This window comes from Apibacter sp. HY039, from assembly GCF_004023655.1.
GTDB lineage: Bacteria > Bacteroidota > Bacteroidia > Flavobacteriales > Weeksellaceae > Apibacter > Apibacter raozihei.
The window spans coordinates 564,907-585,769 of sequence record NZ_SAYM01000002.1 but is presented as its reverse complement, the minus strand read 5'-3'; the positions used below and the strand labels follow the sequence as shown (position 1 = coordinate 585,769).

The following is a 20,863-nucleotide window of genomic DNA, read 5'->3' as shown; positions in this document are numbered from 1 at the left end:
AAATCCCGCTCATAAAAAATATTTGATGTTTTTTATGAGCGGGAAAATTATATTTAATAATCAGAGAATATTTATTCGTAATACCGTAATCTGTTTCTCAATTCATTCATTTCCTGATGTAAGTTTCTGATTTTATAGAGCAAATGATGTATAGCATCTATTCCCTGCATGTTTATTTCTAAATCATAAAACATCCGGCTGTAAGATTCCAGCTCAGAAAGTGCCTCAAAAGGAATATATTTAGTTTTTTCTTTAACATGGATTTGTATCAATCCCAGTCCTTCGAGCTCCTCAATAAAAGAAGGGTCTACCTTATAATGGATACAGTATTCCTGTAATGTTATAAATTCGTTTTCCATAGTTAAATTTTTATGATTCTGCCAATTGTTTAAATAGATCCTTTTGTTTATCGCTTAATTGAGTTGGAATTTTAACTTTATATGTTACAAATAAATCTCCATGCTGTCCTTCTTTTTTGTAAACAGGAAAACCTTTACCTTTTAATCGCACGCGTGTATCATTTTGAGTGCCGGGTGCAACTTTAAGCTTTACCTTTCCGTCAAGAGTGGAAACTGTAGTTTCACCTCCTAAAACAGCAGTGTACAAATCAATTTCTGCTACCGTGGTAAGATCATTATTTAATCTTTTAAAATCAGGATCATCAGAAATAACAAATGTAATATACAAATCGCCTTTAGGTCCTCCATTCATTCCTTCTCCACCCTGCCCGTTAAGCTTTATTTGTTGCCCGTTGTTCACGCCGGCAGGAATGGTAATTCTTATTTGCTTGCCATTTACATTAAGTGTTTGTTTATGAGTGTTAGCGGCCTCCTTTAAAGATAAATGTAACTCGGTCGTATAATCCTGTCCTTTAAATTGAGAGCTTCTACCTCCTCGGCTTCTAGCACCTCTGTTTCCAAACATTTCACTAAAAAAATCTGAAAAATCTTCAGTTCCAAACCCTTGAGAATACCCCTCAAAAGGATTTCCTGTATTGTCGTAATAATATTGCCCTTCGGAACCTTGTCGTTGGCGAGCCTGTTCAAATTGATCCGCATGCTTCCAGTTCTCACCGTATTGGTCATATTTTTTTCTTTTCTCAGCATCACTTAAAACTTCATTAGCTTCATTAATCTGCTGAAATTTCATATGTGCTTCTTTATCATCAGGATTCAGATCCGGATGATATTTTCGGGCAAGCTTTCTGTATGCTTTTTTAATATCATCCTGAGTAGCATTTTTATCCAAACCTAATACTTTATAGTAATCTATAAATGCCATATATGTCTTGTAGTTTTTGTATTAATCTAAAATATTTTAATTTTATATTTTATTATAGTTACAAATTCTAAACCAAAGTATCCATTGTCATATATACTTTTGGTTAGAATAAAATATTAAAAACCGGAAGATAATAATATCTTCCGGTTTTTAGAAATAAGAAACAATATATTAAATGTGTTAAGGATTCATGGGTACTTCAATAAGTAACAGTCTGGAATTATCCGTTATAGATTTTATTGTTACAGAATTCGTTTCCCAAATGGCTAAGCCGTCACGCCGGGTTAATTTTTTACCTTCAATCAAAAATTCACCTTCTATAACCATTGCATACAAGCCATTGTTTGAAAGATGCATTTTGTAATCTATACTCTGAGTATTGTCAAAAATTCCTGTGCTCATCCAGGCATTTTGGTAAATGCCTAATTCATTTTCGGTACATTCTGAAACAGGAGATACAATAGAGATAAGTTTATTTTTATGATCAAAAAAATTAAAAGTTTTCTGTTCGTATCTGGGAGTAACATTCTGCTGAGCAGGTAAAATCCATATCTGAAAGAAATTGACAGGTTTTTGCGGATTAGGATTGTACTCGCTGTGTTGTACTCCTGAGCCGGCACTCATGACCTGTACATCTCCAGATTTTATTGTTTGGGAATTACCCATATCATCTTTATGTTCCAAATCACCATAAAGAGGAATTGAAATAATTTCCATATTTTTATGAGGGTGTAAACCAAAACCTTTGCCTTCTTTGACAATATCATCGTTTATCACTCGCAAAGCTCCGAACTGAATTCGTTCCGGATCAAAATAGTTTGCAAAGCTAAAAGTATGATAGGAATCTAACCAGCCGTGATTTGCATGTCCTCTACTGCTGGCGACATACAAAGTTGTTTTCATGATAAATCTCTTTTTTATATAATGCAAAGGTAAAACGACTAAGTGCTAAATCCCTTGATCTAAGATAAGTGTAAAAAACAATTTAATTTAATGTTTATAAGGCGCTGTCATTTAGTCAGATAAAGGATGGATTTAAGACAACTTGTCGTATATTTTAATAGTATCAATGATTTAAGTAGATAAAATTTACTTCTGAATTTTATTAACACTTTCATTACCTGTATAAAATATATATTTGAAATATAAATGATAAATATTAAACAAATTATTTTTTGTTCAACTTACTGTTTTTATAGCTATATAAAAAATATATGGCAAGTCCTATGAGTAACCAGAATATAAACATCAACCAGTTGGACCATCCTAATTCTGTCATTAGGTAAAAATTGAATAATATGCCTAAAACGGGAAGTAGAGAAAACTTATATTTAAGAGTAGCTATAGATAAAGCAGCCCAGACAATCCAAAAAATAACCAGTAATGGTTTTTCTTTAATTAAGCTCTCGTAATCAGTCTGTGTAAAAAGGAAAAATAGACTTAAAATAAATCCGATACCGGTAATAAACTGGCTGTTGATATAAGGAATTTTGAATTTTGCTTTTTGAGTTTCTCCTTTGTGTTCGAGATACAAAGTTCCGGAGCAAACAAGAATGAAGGCAAAAAAAGTACCCACACTGGTTAGATCCACTACAAACTGCATATCCAGGAACATGGCAGGTATACCCACAATAACTCCGGTAAGCAAAGTTGAAAAACCAGGAGTCCTGTATTTTTTATTTATTTCCCCAAATTTTTTTCCTAGTAGTCCGTCACGGCTCATAGACATCCATATTCTTGGCTGGCCGATCTGATAGACTAGTAAGGTGCTGGTTATTGAAATAACTGCACTCACTGAAATTATGCCGGCTATGAAATTCATGTCGACTTTACCAAAGACATAAGCCAGCGGATCATCTACTTTAAGTTCTTTGTAATTTACCATTCCAGTAAGGATTAATGAGAGCACCACATATAATACTGTACAGATAATCAAACAGTAAATCATAGCTTTGGGTAAATCTTTTTGCGGATTTTTTGCTTCTTCTGCGGTAGTTGAAATAGAATCAAACCCTATAAAAGCAAAAAATACGGCTGCAACACCTCCCATTACTCCACCAAAACCATTGGGAAGAAAAGGAGACCAATTTTCAGGTTTTACAAAAAAAGAACCGGCAATAATTACTAAAAGTATGACTCCCAATTTAAGGTAAACCAATAGGTTGCTTAGATTTTTAGATTCTTTGATACCTATGTAGACAACAAAAGTTATAAATAAAGTGACTAATCCGGCTGGTAGATCAAATAAAATTTTTATGCCTCCCATTTCTGGAGCTGAAGCGTAAGACTTGGCTGCTTTAAGAACAGAGTCTGGAATATGATCTCCAACATGAGCATCTCGAACTTGTATAAAAGCAGCTTTAGCAGAGCCATAATCAATTTCCAGCCATCCGGGCCAATGGACACCGAAACCAGCCAGCATAGTAGTAAAATACTCTGACCAGGATATGGCTACTACCATATTGGAAACAGCGTATTCCAAAAGTAAGGCCCAGCCTATTACCCATGCGAATATTTCTCCTAAAGAAGCATACGTATAAGTATAAGCACTACCACTTATAGGGATCATGGATGCAAATTGAGCATAGCATAGTGCAGTAAAGATACAGGCAGTGGCTACCAAAATAAAAAGTAATGAAACCGCAGGACCTCCTTCGTAGGAAGCCCTACCAATGGTGCTGAATATACCTGCTCCTACAATAGCTGCTACACCTAAAAAAGTAAGATCCTTTACTCCCAGTACTTTATGAAGTTGTGATTTATCATTACTTTCAGCATCAAGGCTTGAAATAGACTTTCTTCTAAATAATGAATTTAAATTCATACTTTGGATAGTTCTTATTTATCTTATAAAAATTCTTGTTTTTTTCTTAACAACTGATCTAGTTTACTGTTGCGTTTTCCGTATAAGAAATAAATGGCAAGTCCTATGATTAACCAGATAAGGAACATGCCCCAGTTAGACCAGCCAAGCTCAGTCATCAAATATAAATTAAACAAGATTCCAAGTACCGGCAATAATGAAAATTTATATTTTAGCGATGATAAAGATAAGCCTAGCCAAACCAGCCAGAAAATTGAAAGCAGAGGTTTATCTGATAAGATGCTTTTGTAATCAGTATGGTTAATAAATAAATATAAACCCAATAGGAACAATATTCCAATTAAATATTGCCCGTTAAAATAAGGGAGTTTAAATTTAGCTTGTTTGGAATATCCTTTATAATCAAGAAAAAGAACTCCGGAACACACAAGGATAAAAGCAAAAAAAGTCCCGACGCTGGTTAAATCTACAACGATCTGCATATCTATAAACATGGCAGGTATACCAACAAAAAATCCGGCAACTACAGTAGCAAAAGCAGGGGTATGATATTTTTTGTGAATCCTGCCAAAAGGTTTCCAAAGAAGTCCGTCACGGCTCATGGTCATCCAGATTCTGGGTTGTCCCACCTGATATACCAATATTGCTCCTGTCATGGCAATTACGGCACTTACTGAAATTACACCTGCAATGAAATTCATTCCGATTTTATCAAAAACATAAGCCAGCGGGTCATCGACTTTAAGTTCGCTGAAATTGACCATACCAGTTAAAATTAAAGCTATGGAGGCATATAATACCGTACAGATTATAATGCAGTATATCATTGCGCGTGGAAGATCCCTTTGTGGATTTTTACATTCTTCTGCCGTGGTGGAAATGGAATCAAAGCCTATAAAAGAAAAGAAAACAGCTGCAACTCCTCCCATAACGCCTTCAAACCCATTAGGTAAAAAAGGTGTCCAGTTTTCAGGTTTTACATAAAAAGCTCCAATGGCAATAATCCCGACAATTACAACCAGCTTAATCCATACCAGAGCATTGCTTACCCTTGTAGATTCTTTAATTCCTATATAAGCCAGAGCAGTAACAGCTAAAGTTATTAAACCGGCAGGGAGATTGAATAATATTTTAATTCCTGCTATTTCAGGTGCTGATTCAAAAATTTTCGCCAGTTTTAATGTTGTTGCTGAAGCAGAGAGTTGCTGAGTCTGAACTTCAAGGTAAGCTTTGTGAGCATTCCAATAGTCTATAGCCAGCCATTCTGGCCAATTGATGCCAAATCCTTTAAGCATTGAAACAAAATATCCTGACCATGAAATGGATATTACCATATTGGAGACGGCATATTCCAGAATTAAAGCCCATCCAATAGTCCATGCAAATATTTCGCCTAAAGAAACATAAGCATAGGTATACGCACTTCCACTAACGGGTATCATAGAAGCAAACTGAGCATAGCATAAAGCTGTAAATATGCAGGCTATAGCAACAAAGACAAATAAAAGAGAAACAGCGGGACCTCCCTCATAGGAAGCTCGACCTATGGTGCTAAAAATTCCTGCACCAATAATAGCTGCGATGCCGAAAAAAGTTAAATCTTTGATGCTTAGTACTTTATTAAGCTGCGATGAATTATTTACTTCTTGTAAATCAGCAATGTTTTTTTTTTGAAAAAGCGAGTTAATATTCATTCGTATTTTTTATGTGTTGTAGTAGAAATATTACGATGGGTACAAAAATAAAAATAAAATTAACTTTTATTGCATTAATTACTTATTTTCTATTATGGTTCAGATTAAAACTAAATTTTTTTTATTTCAACTCAAGATAAATTATTTAGTAACTATTTAGAATTGATCTAAATTAATTTATACATTTGCTCATCAAAATATAGATCCTTATGAAAATATACTTTAGCTTAACAGCATTTTTTCTTTTTTTGACTTTATATAGTCAACATTTTTCTTTTATAGAGGGAAAAGTTGAAGCATCTAATGGCTTACCGATTGCTGATGCAGAAATTAGATTTCTTAAAGATTCAGTGTTTAGAGTCCGAACAGACATAAAGGGTAAATTTGAACTTAAGCTGACTGGTTTAGGAAGGTATGATATCCAGGTCTGGTATAAAAATGAAATTATTTTTACTGATCAGATTCGTATAGATAAGTATAAAAATTATTATTTTAATGTAAAATTAAATGAAGATAAAGAACTTGAAATTAATGAAATCGTTATTCAGGGAAATAAATTAAATGCTAATAGTAATTATGTGGCTAAATTACCCTTGAAAAATATCGAGAATCCACAGGTATATACAGTAATAACTAAAGAAATGCTGAGTAATCAGGTAATAACAGGCACGGAAGATGCGCTTAAAAATGTGCCTGGAGCCAGCAATAGTGTACAGGGACCCGGATCTGGCGGAATAGGTCTCTATGTAATGATGAGAGGATTCAGTACAGACATAGGTTTACGTAACGGTTTGTCAACTAATTCAGCTACTTTAACTGACATGATAAACGTAGAACGTTTAGATGTAGTTAAAGGGCCTTCCGGAACTTTATTTGGTTCTGTTATTTCCTATGGGGGAATGATTAATAAAATTACCAAAAAACCATATCAGAAGTTTGGAGGCAATATAAGTTATACAACAGGTTCCTGGGGATTATCCCGTTTAACAGCAGATTTAAATACACCAATTAAAGATTCCGCATTGTTTTTTAGAATTAACACATTGGTGCATAAAGAGGATTATTTTCAGGATTATTCCGGTAGGAACACTTGGGCTATAGATCCCAGTTTAACGTATAAGGTAACAGATCGATTAATTCTTAATTTAGATTTTGAATTATTTCATACATCAGGTAATACCAGCTTTTATGGGAAAGGAAAAGGAGTTACGGTAAACTCATTTAATAAATTGAAATATAATACGGAAAGATCTCTTTCAGATAAGAATCTGGTAAGTGAGGCCGATGTTTTCAATGCATTTGCTGAAGCCAATTACAGAGTATCTGAGGTTTGGAATTCTCAGAGTCTTTTTTCGTTTTCCAAGTCCGATAACAAAGCAAATTACCTCTTTCTTACATTTACGGATAATGAACATGTACAAAGAAAAATTATGCAGATCCCCAGTACTTTTACCCGTTATAATTTTCAGCAGAATTTTGTAGGAAGATTTAATTGGGGAGATTTAAAAAATGATCTTTTACTAGGTATTGATTATTTATATTACACAACAGAAGATAAAAGGTCTCAGATTGCTTATGATATTATTGATGTTAATCAGTCCGATGTATCTTTATCTGTTGATAAATATAATTCATTGATTGCTGGAACAACTCCTTTTGCAGAGTATTTTAGAAAACATAATACTTTGGGTGTGTATGTTTCTGATGTGATAAATATAAAGGAAAGATTAAACTTTATGTTTTCATTACGCATGGATTATTATAAAGCCAAAGGTGGGAATTATCTGAATATGGAGGCATATAATTACAATACGGATCAAACTTCCTGGTCTCCCAAGCTGGGAATTGCGTATGAGTTGGTAAAAAATCAAATATCTCTTTTTGGAAATTATATGGATGGATTTAATAATGTGGTGGATACAGGTTCACCCGCAGGACAAAAGAAAAGCTATAAACCGGAACATGCAAATCAATGGGAAACAGGAATAAAATTTGATATTTGGAATCATAGAATTATATCAACTCTAAGTTATTATGATATTAAAGTAAAGAATTCTCTGCGAACTGTTTCAGACGGCTCGGAAACATTTACTGTACAGGATGGAACCAGAAAAAGTAAAGGTATTGATATTGAGATTAAAGCAATACCATTAACAGGCTGGAATATATTTTTAGGTTACGGATATAACGACAGTAGATATATAAAAGCTAACTCGACTATAGAAGGTAAACATCCTTATAATACCCCTTATAACTCATTTAATTTCTGGACAGAGTATACTCTTGAAAATGGTTGGTTAAAAGGGCTGGGAGTAGGACTAGGAGGTAATTCTGTAAGTAAAAGTTATTGGGATGATGCCAATACTTTTGAACTAAAAGGATTTACGACCTGGGATGCAGGAATTTATTATAGTCAGGCGCGCTACAAGTTATCCTGTAAGATAAATAATCTTACAAATGAAAAATATTGGACAAGCAGTTACTGGGGGCAACCGCAAAAACCTAAGCAAATTCTGGCCTCTTTAACATTTAATTTTTAAATACGTATGAAAGCATTTGTAATATTTATCTGTTTCCTGAGTTCTTTTGGATTAAATGCACAGGAATCAATTATAATAGGAGAAAAATATAAGATTTATTCACAAATTTTAAATGAAGAAAGAGAATTCTGGGTATATACTCCTCCCGAGTATAAAAAAGGTTCTTCTGAATATCCGGTTATATATTTAATTGATGGAGAAACTAATTTTCATTCTTTAGTAGCAATTCAAAAAGCATTTACTAAAGGTATGTATAATTATATGCCCGAATCGATAATCATCGGTATAGTTAACACAGATCGGACACGGGATCTTACTCCTTCAAAATCTTTTTTGAAAAGAGACGAAAAAGTTTTCTTTGAAAATAGTGGTGGGGCAGTGAATTTTCATAATTTTTTAATAAAAGAGCTCAGACCGTATATTAATACCCAATACCGAACGAACGGGTATAATACTTTGATAGGTCATTCGTTCGGAGGTTTATTTACGCTTTATACACTTATACATAACCCTGTTTCTTTCAATTCCTATATAGCTTTAGATCCCAGTATCTGGTGGGACAACAGGAAAATATTCAATGAAGCTTTAAAAATGGAAAAGGGAATTAATTATAAAGGAATAAATGTATTTATTGCTAAGGCAAAAGATGAGGGAAAAGATAAAAGTGAACATTCTGAATCCATACAGATGTTTTGTGATGAGGTTATAGATAGTTTGTATAAAAGTAATGGATTAAGGAGTAAATGGAAATATTATGCTGAGGAAGATCATGGGACTGTAATTTTACCGGGTATGTACGATGCTTTAAAGTTTAATTTTCAAGGAATTACTTTACCTGTAAAAAAAATACCCGAAAATCCGGAATTGATTAAGATAACCTACGATCATTTATCTGAGCAGCTGGGGTATAAATTTATACCTTCTGAAACCTTAATAAATAATCTGGCTGAATATGCATTGTCTGTCAAAGAATTTGAAGGTGCCCAAAAAATTTTGGATTACAACCTTTTAAATAAAAAGCAATCAGATAAAACTAAAGAAATTGAGTTGATAATAAGGAATAATAGATAACAGTAAAAAAAAAATCTCAAAATTTAAATTTTGAGATTTTTTTATTTTAATAATAAGAATTTTTCTTTTCTTTAGGAGGGTAATAAGTAAATACTTTCTGTATAGCTTTATTTATTTGATCTTCTTTGTTAGCTATATTGTTAACATCAAAACCTTCAGCAATACCTTCCCATACCAAAATATTTTTCTTAGAGTCTACCAAATGAACAGTAAGTTTTCCTTCTCGTGTTTCATATACTGTGCTGGAACTAGACCAGCCATATCCCCATCCCCAGGGACCTCCCCAATAAGGATTGTTATCTACATTGATGACTTTTTTCGAGGAAGCTAAAACATTTACTTTTAAATCCCCATCAGCAGATTCAGATAAACCTTTCGCTTTTAATTGTCCGACAAGTGCTCTTACAATACGATTTTTATCTAAATCATTCAATTTTAACTGATCAATTCCTTCCTGATAAATACTAAATGTTTTATATTGGGAGAAATCAGCAGTTTTATCATAATCATAAGATGTACTGATAGCACAACTTGCAAGTAATAAACACATACCGCTTATCAATAAAAGTTTTAGTTTCATAGTTAAAAAATTAAAATTTTAATGTAAAAAAAATATCTAATATTATACCAAAGTTGATAAATTTATATTATTTTTTTTATAAAAAAAGAACCGCAGTATAATTAAATATTTTCATGATTTTATATAAATTCATAATTAAACAACCGTTACTTTTCAATTGTATTTGATGATCGTATAAAAATCAAGGTCTTATATGAAGGAAAGATGAGTGAAATTGTATAACTTTGCAAATAATTTTTAATACCATAAATATTAATTTTTTTATTATGAATAATAAGATCATTGCAGTAGATTTCGACGGAACCATAGTAGAAGATAGATATCCTGAAATAGGAAAACCTTTAATTTTTGCGTTTGATACTATGAAAAAACTTCAGGAAAGAGGGTATCGTCTTATACTTTGGACTTATCGGCATGGAAACAGACTTAATGAAGCAGTAGAGTTTTGCAAAAAAAACGGAATTGAGTTTTATGCTGTTAATTCAAGCTTTGAAGGGGAAGTCTTTGATAGTGAAGGACAAAGTAGAAAAATTAATGCAGATTATTTCATAGATGACAGAAACCTAGGAGGTTTTCCGGGTTGGGGAGAAGTTTATGAAATAATTCGGGAAAAAATAGAATTTGGAGTAGAAGGAAGAGAAATTATTCCATATTCAAAAAGAAAAACTAAAAGTAAAAAAGGATTTTTTTCACGAGTATTCGGATCATGATAAAATTAAAAACAAAAGAAGAAATAGAGTTGATGTACGAAAGTGCTCAATTGGTTTCCAAAACATTGGGAATGTTGGCTAAAGAAGTAAAGCCAGGTGTAACCACCTTGCATTTAGATAAACTTGCTGAAGAATATATTAGAGATCACGGTGCAATTCCCGGTTTTTTAGGAATGTATGATTTTCCTAACACACTTTGCATGTCTCCAAATGAGCAGGTTGTGCACGGAATACCTAATAATAAACCTTTAGAGGAAGGAGAGATAATTTCTATAGATTGTGGTGCTTTGATTAATGGATTCTATGGAGATCAGGCCTATACATTTTCAGTAGGTGAAATTTCTGATGAGGTAAAAAAAATGATGGATATTACCAAAAAAAGTCTTTATGCTGGAATAAAAAAATGCAAAGCAGGTAATCGGATAGGAGATATTAGTTTTGCTATTCAGCTTATGTGTGAAAATGCAGGGTACGGAGTGGTAAGAGAATTGGTTGGTCATGGTTTAGGAAAAGACATGCATGAAGACCCGCAGGTTCCAAATTATGGACGAAAGGGAAGCGGTCCGAAAATAGAAGAGGGTTTGGTTATTGCTATTGAGCCTATGATTAATCTGGGTACTTACAAAGTTAAGTTTCACAATGACGGATGGACGGTAACTACACAGGATAATAAGCCTTCTTGTCACTTTGAACATGATGTTGCTGTAGTAGATGGTTTACCCAAGCTATTAAGCACCTATAAATATATTTATGAAGCTCAGGGAATAACCTCAGACGAAGAAGAAGAATTTTTATTTAAACCTACTCTTTCATAAATTTAAATGAAAAGTATATTTAAATTTTTTTTGAATTTAATTCCAAGGCCAATACTTATTAAATTCAGCTACATTCTGGCACCGTTAATATCCGTTTTTTACAGAGGAAATAAATTTACCGACCCTATAGACGGGAAATCGTATAGAAAATTTTTACCTTACGGATATGGTAAGGTCAGGGATAACGTATTGGCTCCCGGAACCTTATCATTAGAACGGCATAGACTTATGTGGCTATATCTGAAAAATGATACAGATTTCTTTACCGCAAATCTTAATGTACTAAGTATAGCACCCGAACAATGCTTTTTAAAGCGGTTTAAAGAATTAAAAAATTTGCAATATACCACAGCTGATTTATATTCCCCTATTGTGGACGTCAAAGCAGACATATTGGATTTACCATTTAAAGATGATGAATTTGATGTAGTATTTTGTAATCATGTATTAGAACATATTGAGGACGATTCCAAAGCAATGTCTGAATTATACAGAGTAATGAAACCGGGAGGATGGGGAATATTTCAGGTTCCCATGAGATATAATGAAGAAAAAACGTATGAAGATTTTTCAATTACTGAAAAAGAGGAGCGAAAAAAACACTTTGGACAGTATGATCATGTTCGCTGGTACGGGTTGGATTATTTCAAACGTTTGGAAAAAGCCGGTTTTGAAGTAGAACAAGTAAAATATTATGAAACCTTGTCTCCTGAAGTATTCAAAAGGTACTCTCTTTCACATAATGAAATTTTACCAGTAGTTAGAAAAAAATAAAAGAGATCCTTTTCCCATTTACAAAAATCAGCTACTAACTTAAAATTGTTGAGTTAAATAAATACCAATATGAATTTGTTTCAAAAACCAGAAAAGTTAAAACTGGAAGCCCTTAATCGAAAATCCGTAGAAGAATTTAAAGAAAGTGATAAAATTCCCGTAGTAATTTTATTAGATAATGTACGTTCCATGCACAATGTAGGTTCCGTCTTCCGTACCTCAGATGCTTTTTCTATGGAAAAAATTTACTTATGTGGAATCACCCCAACTCCCCCTCACAGAGAAATACAAAAAACTGCTTTGGGAGCAACAGAAAGTGTATATTGGCAGCATTTGGAAAGCATATCGGAATTGATTAAATCGCTAAAAAATGAGGGATACCTTATCGTTGGAATTGAACAGGTAAAAGGGAGTACCCTACTGCAAGACTATAAGATTGATACCAGTAAAAAATTTGCAATTATAATGGGGAATGAAGTAGAAGGAATTAGTGAAAATATATTGCAAGAGATTGATGTTTTTGTTGAAATTCCTCAATCAGGAACCAAACACTCTCTGAATGTAAGTGTTTGTACAGGAATTATCTTATGGGAGTGGTATAAAGCTTTCTCATAAGCAGCATATTTGCCAAAGCTTAAATTCAAAATAAAAATTTATAAAATCAAAAGCAAACAAATTCTTACAATTCAGGCTCTTATTGAAAAATTATTTTTCTGATAATTTAAATGCTAACATTTTTTTATAACCCCATTCAACAAGAAACTTTATAAAAGGGATTAATTCTTTTCCCTCTTCAGTAAGTGTATATTCTACTTTGGGTGGAACCTGAGGATACATTTCTCTGTGAATTAACATATCCATTTCTAGCTCACGTAAAGTTTGAGTTAACATTTTAGTTGTAATACCAGATATATTACGTCTTAATTCACCATATCTCATCACATTATGTTTATGTAAAGCCCATAGAATTCGTCCTTTATATTTACCACCTATACGTTGAAAGGCAAAATCAAGAACACAAATTTCTTTTTTTGAATTATTATCCATTTTTTTAATTATTTAAGTTATTAATAATCAATATTACATACAATAAAGTATGTAGTATACAAAAATGTATATACTTGACACAAATATATATAAGTTTTACTTTTACCCCATACTAACAATCTAAATAGTTTAAATATGAAAAAGAAAAATATTTTAGTGTGGCTTTTGATTATATTTTTTACTGGGCTAATTCAAATTAATGGACAGCGAAAAAACTCAAAACAAGCGTTACTGATTATAGATATTCAGAATGATTATTTTGAAGGAGGAGCAAATCCATTATCAGGCTCACTTGAAGCAAGTTTAAATGCTAAAAAGATTCTAAACAAATTTAGACAGGACTCTATACCCGTGATACATATAAAACATTTTTCCTTACGAAGTGGTTCAACATTTTTTATTCCCAATACCAAAGGTGCAGAGATTCATGAAAACGTAGCACCACTTGCACAGGAAAAGGTAATTATTAAAAATTACCCTAATAGCTTTATAAATACAGAACTGTTAGAATACCTGAAAGCTCAAAATATCACTGATTTAGTTATCTGCGGAATGATGACACATATGTGTATTGATGCTACAGTAAGAGCTGCAAAAGATTATAATTTTAATTGTACGATCATTAGTGATGCTTGTGCAACCAAAGATCTGTCAGTTGATGGGGCTACTGTAACTTCAAATAATGTACAAATAGCATTTTTGGCAGCTTTAAGATATTATTATTCATCTATAGAAAATACACAAGAGTTTTTGTCAAAAATCAAAACATACTAAACCAAATATATAAATTGAGCATAAATCATGAAAATTATTCCAGAAAAGCGAAATGTTTCAAACTAATAAATTTTCTCTTAGATAAACCAAATTGTAAATCTTGAATGGCCTCTCATAAAACCTTATATGATCAATGTAAGGTTTTATGGGATAAAATAGCTCATTTTTTATAAAACACAAAAACTCTTAAATGTAAAAATATATAATTATGTTTTAGGAATCAAATTAATAAAAACCGTTAATAATTTTTTTACTAAAAATTGTTTTAATAGTAATAATTTATAAGAAATTTGGTGTCTTTATTTATGCAAACAGCCAGTAAAAAACTAAGGTTTAATTTTTTTATTCAAAAGATTAGCCAGTTTCTTACCAGTCATAGCATAACCTTCCGAAATTATAATATTTCTGTGGATTGCATAACTCTTTCCTGGTGCTTCTTTACTAGAAATAACTAAAAGCTCTTTTGAAGGATTATTAGTTTCTACAAAATGCAGGGTAGTACTTACTAAGGCTTGTAATATTGCTGAGCCAGGTCTTATCCAAATGGTCTTAATAATTAAAGTATACGGACTCTGGCTGTTTTTAGTAAATGTAATTGTATTAGGTTCGATATACTTGTTAGCACTGGCGAAAAACTTATCAGGAAATTTTATTTCTTTGTATTCGTTCCAGGTTTGCTGCCAATTCTCAGTAGTTTCTTTAGCCTCCACCTGATCACTACGTAACTGTATATATTGGCTCTCAGGCATTTTTTTCCTATAAAAAGTAACGTCTGAATAATCAAAGACAACATTAATCTCTTTTACATTTTTTAAGAAATTAAAATCACCGGATAATACTTCCATTTTTTGAGCATTGATCAAGAGTGTTATAAATAGAGAAAATAATGAGTAGATAGTTTTTTTGTACATGATATAAGTTTTTAAATCACTGAATTTCGTTTATCAATTAATAATCTGGTTTTTCTGGAATTTGGTGGATTTTTTAATAATTCAATTTCTTCAGTAGACATGAATTTAATTCTGGGGCTAACCCTTAATTTTGCTCTGAAATGATCTTTAACTTTAGATAATAAATTTTCTGAAGCATTTTTAACGCCAATTTTTATTAAAATTTCATCTTCATTAATATCGTTAGAAGAAATTTCAACCACGTAATTACAAATATCTTCAAAATCGTTAAGCAAATTAAACATCGAAGGGGGATAAAGAGTTGTTCCTTTATATTTAATCATTTGATTTTTTCTGCCAATGACCGGTCCTACCCGCAAAGAAACTCTTCCACATTCACACTTTTCATAAAACGGTTGAATGATGTCGCCGGTTTTAAAACGTACTAATGGCATACCTTCCGTTTGCAAATGGGTGATGGTCAACTCTCCAGGTTCGCCTTCGGGTACAGGTTGATTGTTTTCATCAAGAAATTCTGTTATAACCAATTCCGGATGATGATGTCCGCCTTTTCCGTATTCACATTCTGTAAAAGCAGTTGCCATTTCTGTAGATGCATAGGTAGAATACAAACGGATATTCCATTGAGAAGTTATTTTTTTTGCTAACACATTCAGGGTTAAATCAGGATTTCGGATAGGTTCGCCGATGCAGATTGCTTTCTTCACACTGGAATTGATAAAATCTATAGAATTTTCCTCTGCAAATTCAATCATTTTTAATAAAAATGAAGGAACACAAACAAGTACGGTAGGTTTAATCTTTTGAATGGTATCCCATTGAAGTTCTGGAACACCTGAACCTACACGAATGACTCCTATTCCAGACTGCTGAGCACCTAAAAAATATGCAATTCCGGCCATAAATCTACGATCAAGAGTGGTAGTAAGCTGAATAATATCCTGATTGGATAATCCGGCTTCTTCATACGATAATGACTCGTTTAAAGCAATCCGATGTAAATCTTTTTCTGTAGAAATACATAAAACCGGATCTCCGGAAGTGCCGGAAGTAGTAACATAGTCTATAATTTTATCAGGGGAAACACAAAAAAAATCATGGTTATTTGCCTGTAATTCTTTTTTTGTTGTAACCGGAATATATACTAAATCTTCAATCCTTTTAATTTCAGAAATGTCAATCGAGTGGTTTTTAAAGAGTTTAGAATAATAAGGTGAAAACTTGTTTACATACTCCAGTTGTTCTTTCAACCTTTTTTCCTGAAATTCTTTAATTTTTTCTAAACTGGTTCGATCTATGGGTGTTGATTTCATTAGTGCAATTTCTTTTCACATTTTAGGATACGATCCTTAATTTTTGTTTGAGCAGGTATTGTCGAAATTTCTTTTGTTAAAGCTAAATTATAATAAAATAATGCCTTAGAAAAATTTTTATGTCTGAAATAATATTCAGCCACATTAAAATAACTTTCCCAATACTCAGGGTTTAAACTAAGATAGGAGTTTAAATATTCGTTGCTGACTGTACGGTTTTTATTAAATTTTGTGATTAGATGGCGGCTCTGTATTCTGTATTCTTCATATTGAGAATAGGGTAAAGAATACAGAAAAGGATCCTCAGCTATATTTAAATCTGTTTCAGATAAATTAGATATTTCTTTTTGTAAAGGAAAAGTACTAAAAACCTTATTTAAATCATACGCTACAAATTCTCCTAATTGATAAGGATTTGCAGACACCCATAAAATCTTTTTATCTGGCTGAAATAATATTCCATGATGAGACAATAGCTGATTAATAGCCTTTTCATTACCCATTCCTAAAGGCAATTCGTTTAATCCTTGTTTATTTCTTAGAATCTCTGCTCCTGCAGAAGGAGTCAATAAAGGTGCAGAAGTTAGCAGCTCTTTCATTTTATTAAACCGATACATAGAGTGACTTTCAGCAATTTGTTTACGATTGCGTTTATCTTCTTTGTATTCATTGCTTTGAAAATGGTTGGCACAGATTAAAAAATCAGTATTGTCTGTTTCGTAAACTCCAAATTTATTAGGAGAAACTTCAATAGTCACCGCTCTATTATCCTCACTACTTCCAACCAGAATTGATTCGGCAACAAAAACTTCTCTGTTTTTAGCAATTTGAATAGCTTCCTCAATATTTTTAGCGTATTGTAATATTTCTTTAGTTACAAAAGAAATAGGAGTTTTTGCTTTAAAAGGAATTCCGGATTTTCCAGCATTAATAGTAACCGTTAGTCCTTTCATGTTCATGCCGGATACTGCCCCTATCATACCCGGCCAGGTCACCATAGCGTATTTATATCCCCGATCAGGACTCACAAAAGCAATAACTTTGTTTTTATTAAAGCTATCATTAACATAAAAATCAAAATTACGTCCGATAAGTAATTTACCATCAGCAGTTTTATCACCCCATGCAGCGAATGAGGTACAACCCACTAAAGCCAAATCCTGTAAAGAATGTCCAATATCATGAGCTGCATGAAAATATAACATTCTCCAATAAGGTTTAGCAATAAAATTAAAATCTTCAGAAGCATATTTAGACATCCCATAAAGTTCAATTAAATACTCTTCAGGTACATTTTTATACAGTTCCCTGTTGAAAAAAAGAACAAATTTTTTAAGTATTTTTTGATAAAAGGGAGAAGGAATAAATTCTTTGATTTTATCTGTAAAGATTTTTTCCTGATTATATGTTAGCTCTTGAGTCAGTATCCCATTTGCCAGCCCTCTTTCTAAAGGATTTCCTTCCGTGTATAATTCCCAGATTCCCTGAGTATTTTTTTTAAGAATATTGTTTCCGGATTTGTAAAAGTCATCCGTAATTTTTATTCTATCATTTACTAATGAAGGATACTTTTCATAATCGGGTAATTTTTGTACAGAACAAGAAAAAAAGAGAGTGGCTAAACTTCCGGTGATTAGCCACTGAACTATTTTATATGTTTTTATATATTTAATAGTCTGAAATTTAGTATTAACTGTTTTTACCTTCCCGTATCATATTGGCAATAGCCTTTACAGCACGATTATGTTTGGAAACGAACGGATTATTTTTGTCCCATACATATCCGGCTAAAACGGAACAAACTTTTCTTCTGACTTCAGGGTTTTCTTCTTTATGAAAGAAAAATTCCTGCAAGTCTCCGGAATACCAGTCCTGAATGTAAGAACGAAAAACATCGACACCCCAGGCAATATGTTCAGAATATTCTTTTTCCCAGTCAACAACATCACCTTTTAACTGCTTGGATATAAGTTTTGCGGCAAGGCTTCCGGATTCTGTCGCAAAGCATACACCTGAAGAAAAAACCGGATCAAGAAATTCCGAACTGTTACCAGTAAGAACATAGCCATTGCCATAAAGTTTTTTTACAGATTTTGAATAGCCGATGATTTGTTTTGGTTCGAAGACAAATTCAACATCTTCAAATCTGTCCTTATAATATGAACTTCTTCTGATTATATCTCTGAAAAACGACTCTTTATCATAGCTATCATTCTTTGGGAAATAATCCGACGGAGCAACTAGTCCTAAAGAAGTTATTCCATTTGAAAAAGGAATCATCCAAAACCAGTGCTCAAGTTCCAACACATCAAAAGTAATGGTGGGGCCTTCTATACCCTCGGGTTTGTTACTGTCTTTAACATGAACAAACATAGAAGTTTTAGGAGCGAGAACAGAAGGGGCTTCCAGATTTTCAATTTCAGGTAAAACTCTGCCATATCCACTGGCATCAATTATGAATTTTGCGTGAACTTCTGTTTTATTTCCCTGAGCATCGCTAATAACAGATAGAGATTCAGAACCATTAAACGTAATACTTTCTACTTTGGTTTCAAAGTCTATTTTGATCCCCTTAGATTCCAAAGAATCAGTAATAGCTTTATCAAATTCGGCCCTAGGTATTTGCCATGTCCAATCCCAGCCATCTGTAAATTTATCATTGAATTTAAACCAGCATACATCTTCCCCACGAAGGAAGCGAGCACCGATTTTCTTTTCAAATCCATATTTCATAAGGTCATCCAACAAACCAGCTTCCTCAAAGTGTTCCATACTCCGCGGAAGTAAACTTTCACCTATAACAAATCTCGGAAATCTTTCTTTATCAACAATTTTGAAGTTGATTCCGTTCTTAGCCAGAATTCCGGCAGAAACAGCACCGGAAGGACCGGCACCGATAATAAGAACATCTACAGTTTCTTTTTTCATGATTAGTTTTGCTAATTCAATGACAAATTTATAAAAATAACTAACTTTGCGAACTTATATTTTAATGATAAATTACTATGGTAAAAATTTCTGACCTGATTTCTTTTGATAGTTTTGAATCGGTTGTTCTTTATAATGAAGGAATTGAATTGGAAAACAGTACATTGGAGAGAATAGAGAATAGTTTTTCTTTTTTAAAAGAGTTTGCGAAAAATAAAATCATCTACGGAGTAAATACAGGTTTTGGTCCTATGGCCCAATATCGTATCAGTGAAAAGGATCAATTGCAATTACAGTATAATCTGATTAGAAGCCACTCTGCGGGAATGGGTGAAATTTTATCCCCTGTTTATGCCCGCGCTGTGTTACTGGCACGTTTACAAACTTTATCATTAGGAAATTCAGGAGTCCATATTTCAGTAATAAATCTGATGAAAGAATTTATTAATAAGGAAATATATCCTGTCATACATAAGCATGGAGGTGTAGGAGCTAGCGGAGATTTAGTCCAGCTGGCACATTTGGCTTTAGGGCTGATAGGAGAGGGTAAACTTTGGTATAAAGGAGAAATTACTGATGCACAAGTTGTTTTCAAAAAAGAAAATATTCAGCCCATAGAAATTCATTTACGAGAAGGATTGGCATTGATTAACGGAACTTCTGTAATGACCGGTATAGGATTGGTCAATATCTGGTATGCTAAAAAATTGTTGAATTGGAGTATTCTTACCTCAGCTTTAATTAATGAAATAGTGCAAGCATTTGATGACCATTTTTCAGAAGAATTGAATGGAGTAAAAAAACATCAGGGGCAACAAAATATAGCTAAAGAAATCAGAGGAATTGTTTCAGATAGTAAATTAATAAGAAAAAGAGAAGACCACTTATATACAGGAAATAGAAATGAATCTGTTTTTAAAGAAAAAGTTCAGGAATACTATTCTTTACGTTGTGTACCGCAAATATTAGGGCCTATACAAGACACAATTAATCAGGTAGAGACTATTTTGATTAATGAAGTAAATTCAGCAAATGATAATCCCATTGTAGACATAAATACACGAAATGTTTATCATGGTGGAAATTTTCATGGAGATTATGTTTCTTTAGAAATGGACAAATTAAGAATTTGTATAACTAAATTAAGTATGTTGCTGGAAAGACAATTGAATTACTTATTAAACCCATCGCTTAATGAGATATTACCAGCATTTGTTAATTTAGGTACTTTAGGTCTTAATTTTGGAATGCAGGCCGCCCAATTTACAGCAACATCTACTACTGCTGAAAACCAAACGCTCGCTACGCCTATATACACACACAGTATTCCTAACAATAAAGATAATCAGGATATAGTAAGCATGGGAACAAATGCAGCCTTGTTAACTGAAAAAGTAATAGATAATACTTACGAAGTGCTTTCAATTTATGTTTTGACACTTATTCAGGCAGTAGATTATCTAAAATATGAAGATGAAATTTCGGAGAAAGGAAAAAAATTATACACTGAAATTAGAAAAATAGTACCAAAATTTGATCAGGATGATATTTTGAGTGAACCGCTGATGAAAATTAAAGAATATCTAAAGAAATAATAAAAC

At 32.6% G+C, this 20,863-nt stretch carries 19 protein-coding genes; 8 read left to right on the top strand and 11 right to left on the bottom strand.

Translation table 11 applies throughout. From position 1 onward, the window contains the following. Window positions 1–71 precede the first annotated feature (71 nt). From EQ921_RS06685 to EQ921_RS06665, 5 genes are all read right to left on the bottom strand, one after another. Complete coding sequence (locus tag EQ921_RS06685) at window positions 72–359, bottom strand: chaperone modulator CbpM (RefSeq protein WP_128148847.1); 288 nt, start codon at window positions 357–359, stop codon at window positions 72–74. 10 nt (window positions 360–369) lie between these two features. Next, window positions 370–1,281, bottom strand: coding sequence for a DnaJ C-terminal domain-containing protein (locus tag EQ921_RS06680; protein WP_128331060.1), 912 nt, complete (start codon window positions 1,279–1,281; stop codon window positions 370–372). Window positions 1,282–1,461: 180 nt separating this feature from the next. Then, a complete protein-coding gene (locus EQ921_RS06675; protein WP_128331059.1) occupies window positions 1,462–2,184 on the bottom strand; it encodes a pirin family protein in 723 nt (240 codons plus the stop codon). Between the two features lie 265 nt (window positions 2,185–2,449). Next, window positions 2,450–4,105, bottom strand: a complete 1,656-nt coding sequence (locus tag EQ921_RS06670; RefSeq protein WP_128331058.1) for an amino acid permease — start codon at window positions 4,103–4,105, stop codon at window positions 2,450–2,452. Window positions 4,106–4,128: 23 nt separating this feature from the next. Beyond that, on the bottom strand, window positions 4,129–5,799 hold the full coding sequence (locus EQ921_RS06665; RefSeq protein ID WP_128331057.1) for an amino acid permease: 1,671 nt from the start codon (window positions 5,797–5,799) through the stop codon (window positions 4,129–4,131). A 209-nt stretch (window positions 5,800–6,008) separates the two neighbouring features. On the opposite strand from EQ921_RS06665, the gene EQ921_RS06660 reads away from it, so the two are divergent. Together EQ921_RS06660 and EQ921_RS06655 are read left to right on the top strand one after the other, a co-directional pair. Further along, a complete protein-coding gene (locus EQ921_RS06660) occupies window positions 6,009–8,339 on the top strand; it encodes a TonB-dependent receptor (RefSeq protein ID WP_128331056.1) in 2,331 nt (776 codons plus the stop codon). A gap of 6 nt (window positions 8,340–8,345) precedes the next feature. Then, window positions 8,346–9,410, top strand: a complete 1,065-nt coding sequence (locus EQ921_RS06655) for an alpha/beta hydrolase (RefSeq protein WP_128331055.1) — start codon at window positions 8,346–8,348, stop codon at window positions 9,408–9,410. Between the two features lie 46 nt (window positions 9,411–9,456). Here the strand turns inward: EQ921_RS06655 and EQ921_RS06650 are convergent, their stop codons facing one another. Next, window positions 9,457–9,990, bottom strand: a complete 534-nt coding sequence (locus EQ921_RS06650) for a DUF4136 domain-containing protein (protein WP_128148834.1) — start codon at window positions 9,988–9,990, stop codon at window positions 9,457–9,459. 266 nt (window positions 9,991–10,256) lie between these two features. Between EQ921_RS06650 and EQ921_RS06645 the strand changes: the two genes are divergently transcribed. From EQ921_RS06645 to EQ921_RS06630, 4 genes are all read left to right on the top strand, one after another. Beyond that, entirely contained in the window at window positions 10,257–10,700 is a 444-nt protein-coding gene (locus tag EQ921_RS06645; RefSeq protein ID WP_370449502.1) for a BT0820 family HAD-type phosphatase, read from the top strand. Continuing rightward, window positions 10,697–11,515, top strand: coding sequence for a type I methionyl aminopeptidase (gene map / locus EQ921_RS06640; RefSeq protein ID WP_128148832.1), 819 nt, complete (start codon window positions 10,697–10,699; stop codon window positions 11,513–11,515). Before EQ921_RS06645 ends, map begins: the two co-directional genes overlap by 4 nt. A gap of 6 nt (window positions 11,516–11,521) precedes the next feature. After that, the gene (locus EQ921_RS06635; RefSeq protein ID WP_128148830.1) at window positions 11,522–12,289 is read left to right on the top strand and encodes a class I SAM-dependent methyltransferase; all 768 of its coding nucleotides are present in this window, start codon (window positions 11,522–11,524) and stop codon (window positions 12,287–12,289) included. A gap of 69 nt (window positions 12,290–12,358) precedes the next feature. Then, window positions 12,359–12,904: an RNA methyltransferase gene (locus EQ921_RS06630; protein ID WP_128331054.1), complete on the top strand. Its 546-nt coding sequence runs from the start codon at window positions 12,359–12,361 to the stop codon at window positions 12,902–12,904. A 90-nt stretch (window positions 12,905–12,994) separates the two neighbouring features. Here EQ921_RS06630 and EQ921_RS06625 read toward each other — a convergent pair whose 3' ends face one another. Next, window positions 12,995–13,336 carry a helix-turn-helix domain-containing protein gene (locus EQ921_RS06625; RefSeq protein ID WP_128331053.1) on the bottom strand — a complete coding sequence of 114 codons (342 nt, stop codon included), beginning with the start codon at window positions 13,334–13,336 and terminating at the stop codon, window positions 12,995–12,997. A gap of 156 nt (window positions 13,337–13,492) precedes the next feature. Between EQ921_RS06625 and EQ921_RS06620 the strand changes: the two genes are divergently transcribed. Further along, window positions 13,493–14,110, top strand: a complete 618-nt coding sequence (locus EQ921_RS06620; protein ID WP_255424446.1) for a cysteine hydrolase family protein — start codon at window positions 13,493–13,495, stop codon at window positions 14,108–14,110. A 326-nt stretch (window positions 14,111–14,436) separates the two neighbouring features. On the opposite strand, the gene EQ921_RS06615 is transcribed toward EQ921_RS06620, so the two are convergent. From EQ921_RS06615 to EQ921_RS06600, 4 genes are all read right to left on the bottom strand, one after another. Beyond that, window positions 14,437–15,021 (bottom strand): hypothetical protein, encoded by a 585-nt coding sequence (locus EQ921_RS06615; protein ID WP_128331051.1) that lies wholly within the window; start codon window positions 15,019–15,021, stop codon window positions 14,437–14,439. A gap of 11 nt (window positions 15,022–15,032) precedes the next feature. After that, window positions 15,033–16,334, bottom strand: a complete 1,302-nt coding sequence (locus EQ921_RS06610; RefSeq protein ID WP_128331050.1) for a phenylacetate--CoA ligase family protein — start codon at window positions 16,332–16,334, stop codon at window positions 15,033–15,035. Then, a complete protein-coding gene (locus EQ921_RS06605; RefSeq protein ID WP_255424451.1) occupies window positions 16,334–17,815 on the bottom strand; it encodes a C45 family peptidase in 1,482 nt (493 codons plus the stop codon). The genes EQ921_RS06610 and EQ921_RS06605 overlap by 1 nt, the downstream gene beginning before the upstream one ends. Window positions 17,816–18,023: 208 nt before the next feature. Next, window positions 18,024–19,262 carry an NAD(P)/FAD-dependent oxidoreductase gene (locus EQ921_RS06600; protein ID WP_128331048.1) on the bottom strand — a complete coding sequence of 413 codons (1,239 nt, stop codon included), beginning with the start codon at window positions 19,260–19,262 and terminating at the stop codon, window positions 18,024–18,026. Window positions 19,263–19,339: 77 nt separating this feature from the next. Between EQ921_RS06600 and hutH the strand changes: the two genes are divergently transcribed. Then, window positions 19,340–20,857 carry a histidine ammonia-lyase gene (gene hutH, locus EQ921_RS06595; protein ID WP_128331047.1) on the top strand — a complete coding sequence of 506 codons (1,518 nt, stop codon included), beginning with the start codon at window positions 19,340–19,342 and terminating at the stop codon, window positions 20,855–20,857. Window positions 20,858–20,863: the final 6 nt, after the last annotated feature.

Bases quoted from the DNA above. Each gene is read 5' to 3' on its own strand.
- EQ921_RS06630 (WP_128331054.1), top strand. From the start codon at position 12,359: ATGAATTTGTTTCAAAAACCAGAAAAGTTAAAACTGGAAGCCCTTAAT.
- EQ921_RS06600 (WP_128331048.1), bottom strand. From the start codon at position 19,262: ATGAAAAAAGAAACTGTAGATGTTCTTATTATCGGTGCCGGTCCTTCC.
- EQ921_RS06675 (WP_128331059.1), bottom strand. From the start codon at position 2,184: ATGAAAACAACTTTGTATGTCGCCAGCAGTAGAGGACATGCAAATCAC.
- hutH (WP_128331047.1), top strand. From the start codon at position 19,340: ATGGTAAAAATTTCTGACCTGATTTCTTTTGATAGTTTTGAATCGGTT.
- EQ921_RS06615 (WP_128331051.1), bottom strand. From the start codon at position 15,021: ATGTACAAAAAAACTATCTACTCATTATTTTCTCTATTTATAACACTC.
- map (WP_128148832.1), top strand. From the start codon at position 10,697: ATGATAAAATTAAAAACAAAAGAAGAAATAGAGTTGATGTACGAAAGT.
- EQ921_RS06625 (WP_128331053.1), bottom strand. From the start codon at position 13,336: ATGGATAATAATTCAAAAAAAGAAATTTGTGTTCTTGATTTTGCCTTT.
- EQ921_RS06610 (WP_128331050.1), bottom strand. From the start codon at position 16,334: ATGAAATCAACACCCATAGATCGAACCAGTTTAGAAAAAATTAAAGAA.
- EQ921_RS06665 (WP_128331057.1), bottom strand. From the start codon at position 5,799: ATGAATATTAACTCGCTTTTTCAAAAAAAAAACATTGCTGATTTACAA.
- EQ921_RS06685 (WP_128148847.1), bottom strand. From the start codon at position 359: ATGGAAAACGAATTTATAACATTACAGGAATACTGTATCCATTATAAG.
- EQ921_RS06635 (WP_128148830.1), top strand. From the start codon at position 11,522: ATGAAAAGTATATTTAAATTTTTTTTGAATTTAATTCCAAGGCCAATA.
- EQ921_RS06650 (WP_128148834.1), bottom strand. From the start codon at position 9,990: ATGAAACTAAAACTTTTATTGATAAGCGGTATGTGTTTATTACTTGCA.
- EQ921_RS06660 (WP_128331056.1), top strand. From the start codon at position 6,009: ATGAAAATATACTTTAGCTTAACAGCATTTTTTCTTTTTTTGACTTTA.
- EQ921_RS06680 (WP_128331060.1), bottom strand. From the start codon at position 1,281: ATGGCATTTATAGATTACTATAAAGTATTAGGTTTGGATAAAAATGCT.
- EQ921_RS06655 (WP_128331055.1), top strand. From the start codon at position 8,346: ATGAAAGCATTTGTAATATTTATCTGTTTCCTGAGTTCTTTTGGATTA.
- EQ921_RS06670 (WP_128331058.1), bottom strand. From the start codon at position 4,105: ATGAATTTAAATTCATTATTTAGAAGAAAGTCTATTTCAAGCCTTGAT.
- EQ921_RS06645 (WP_370449502.1), top strand. From the start codon at position 10,257: ATGAATAATAAGATCATTGCAGTAGATTTCGACGGAACCATAGTAGAA.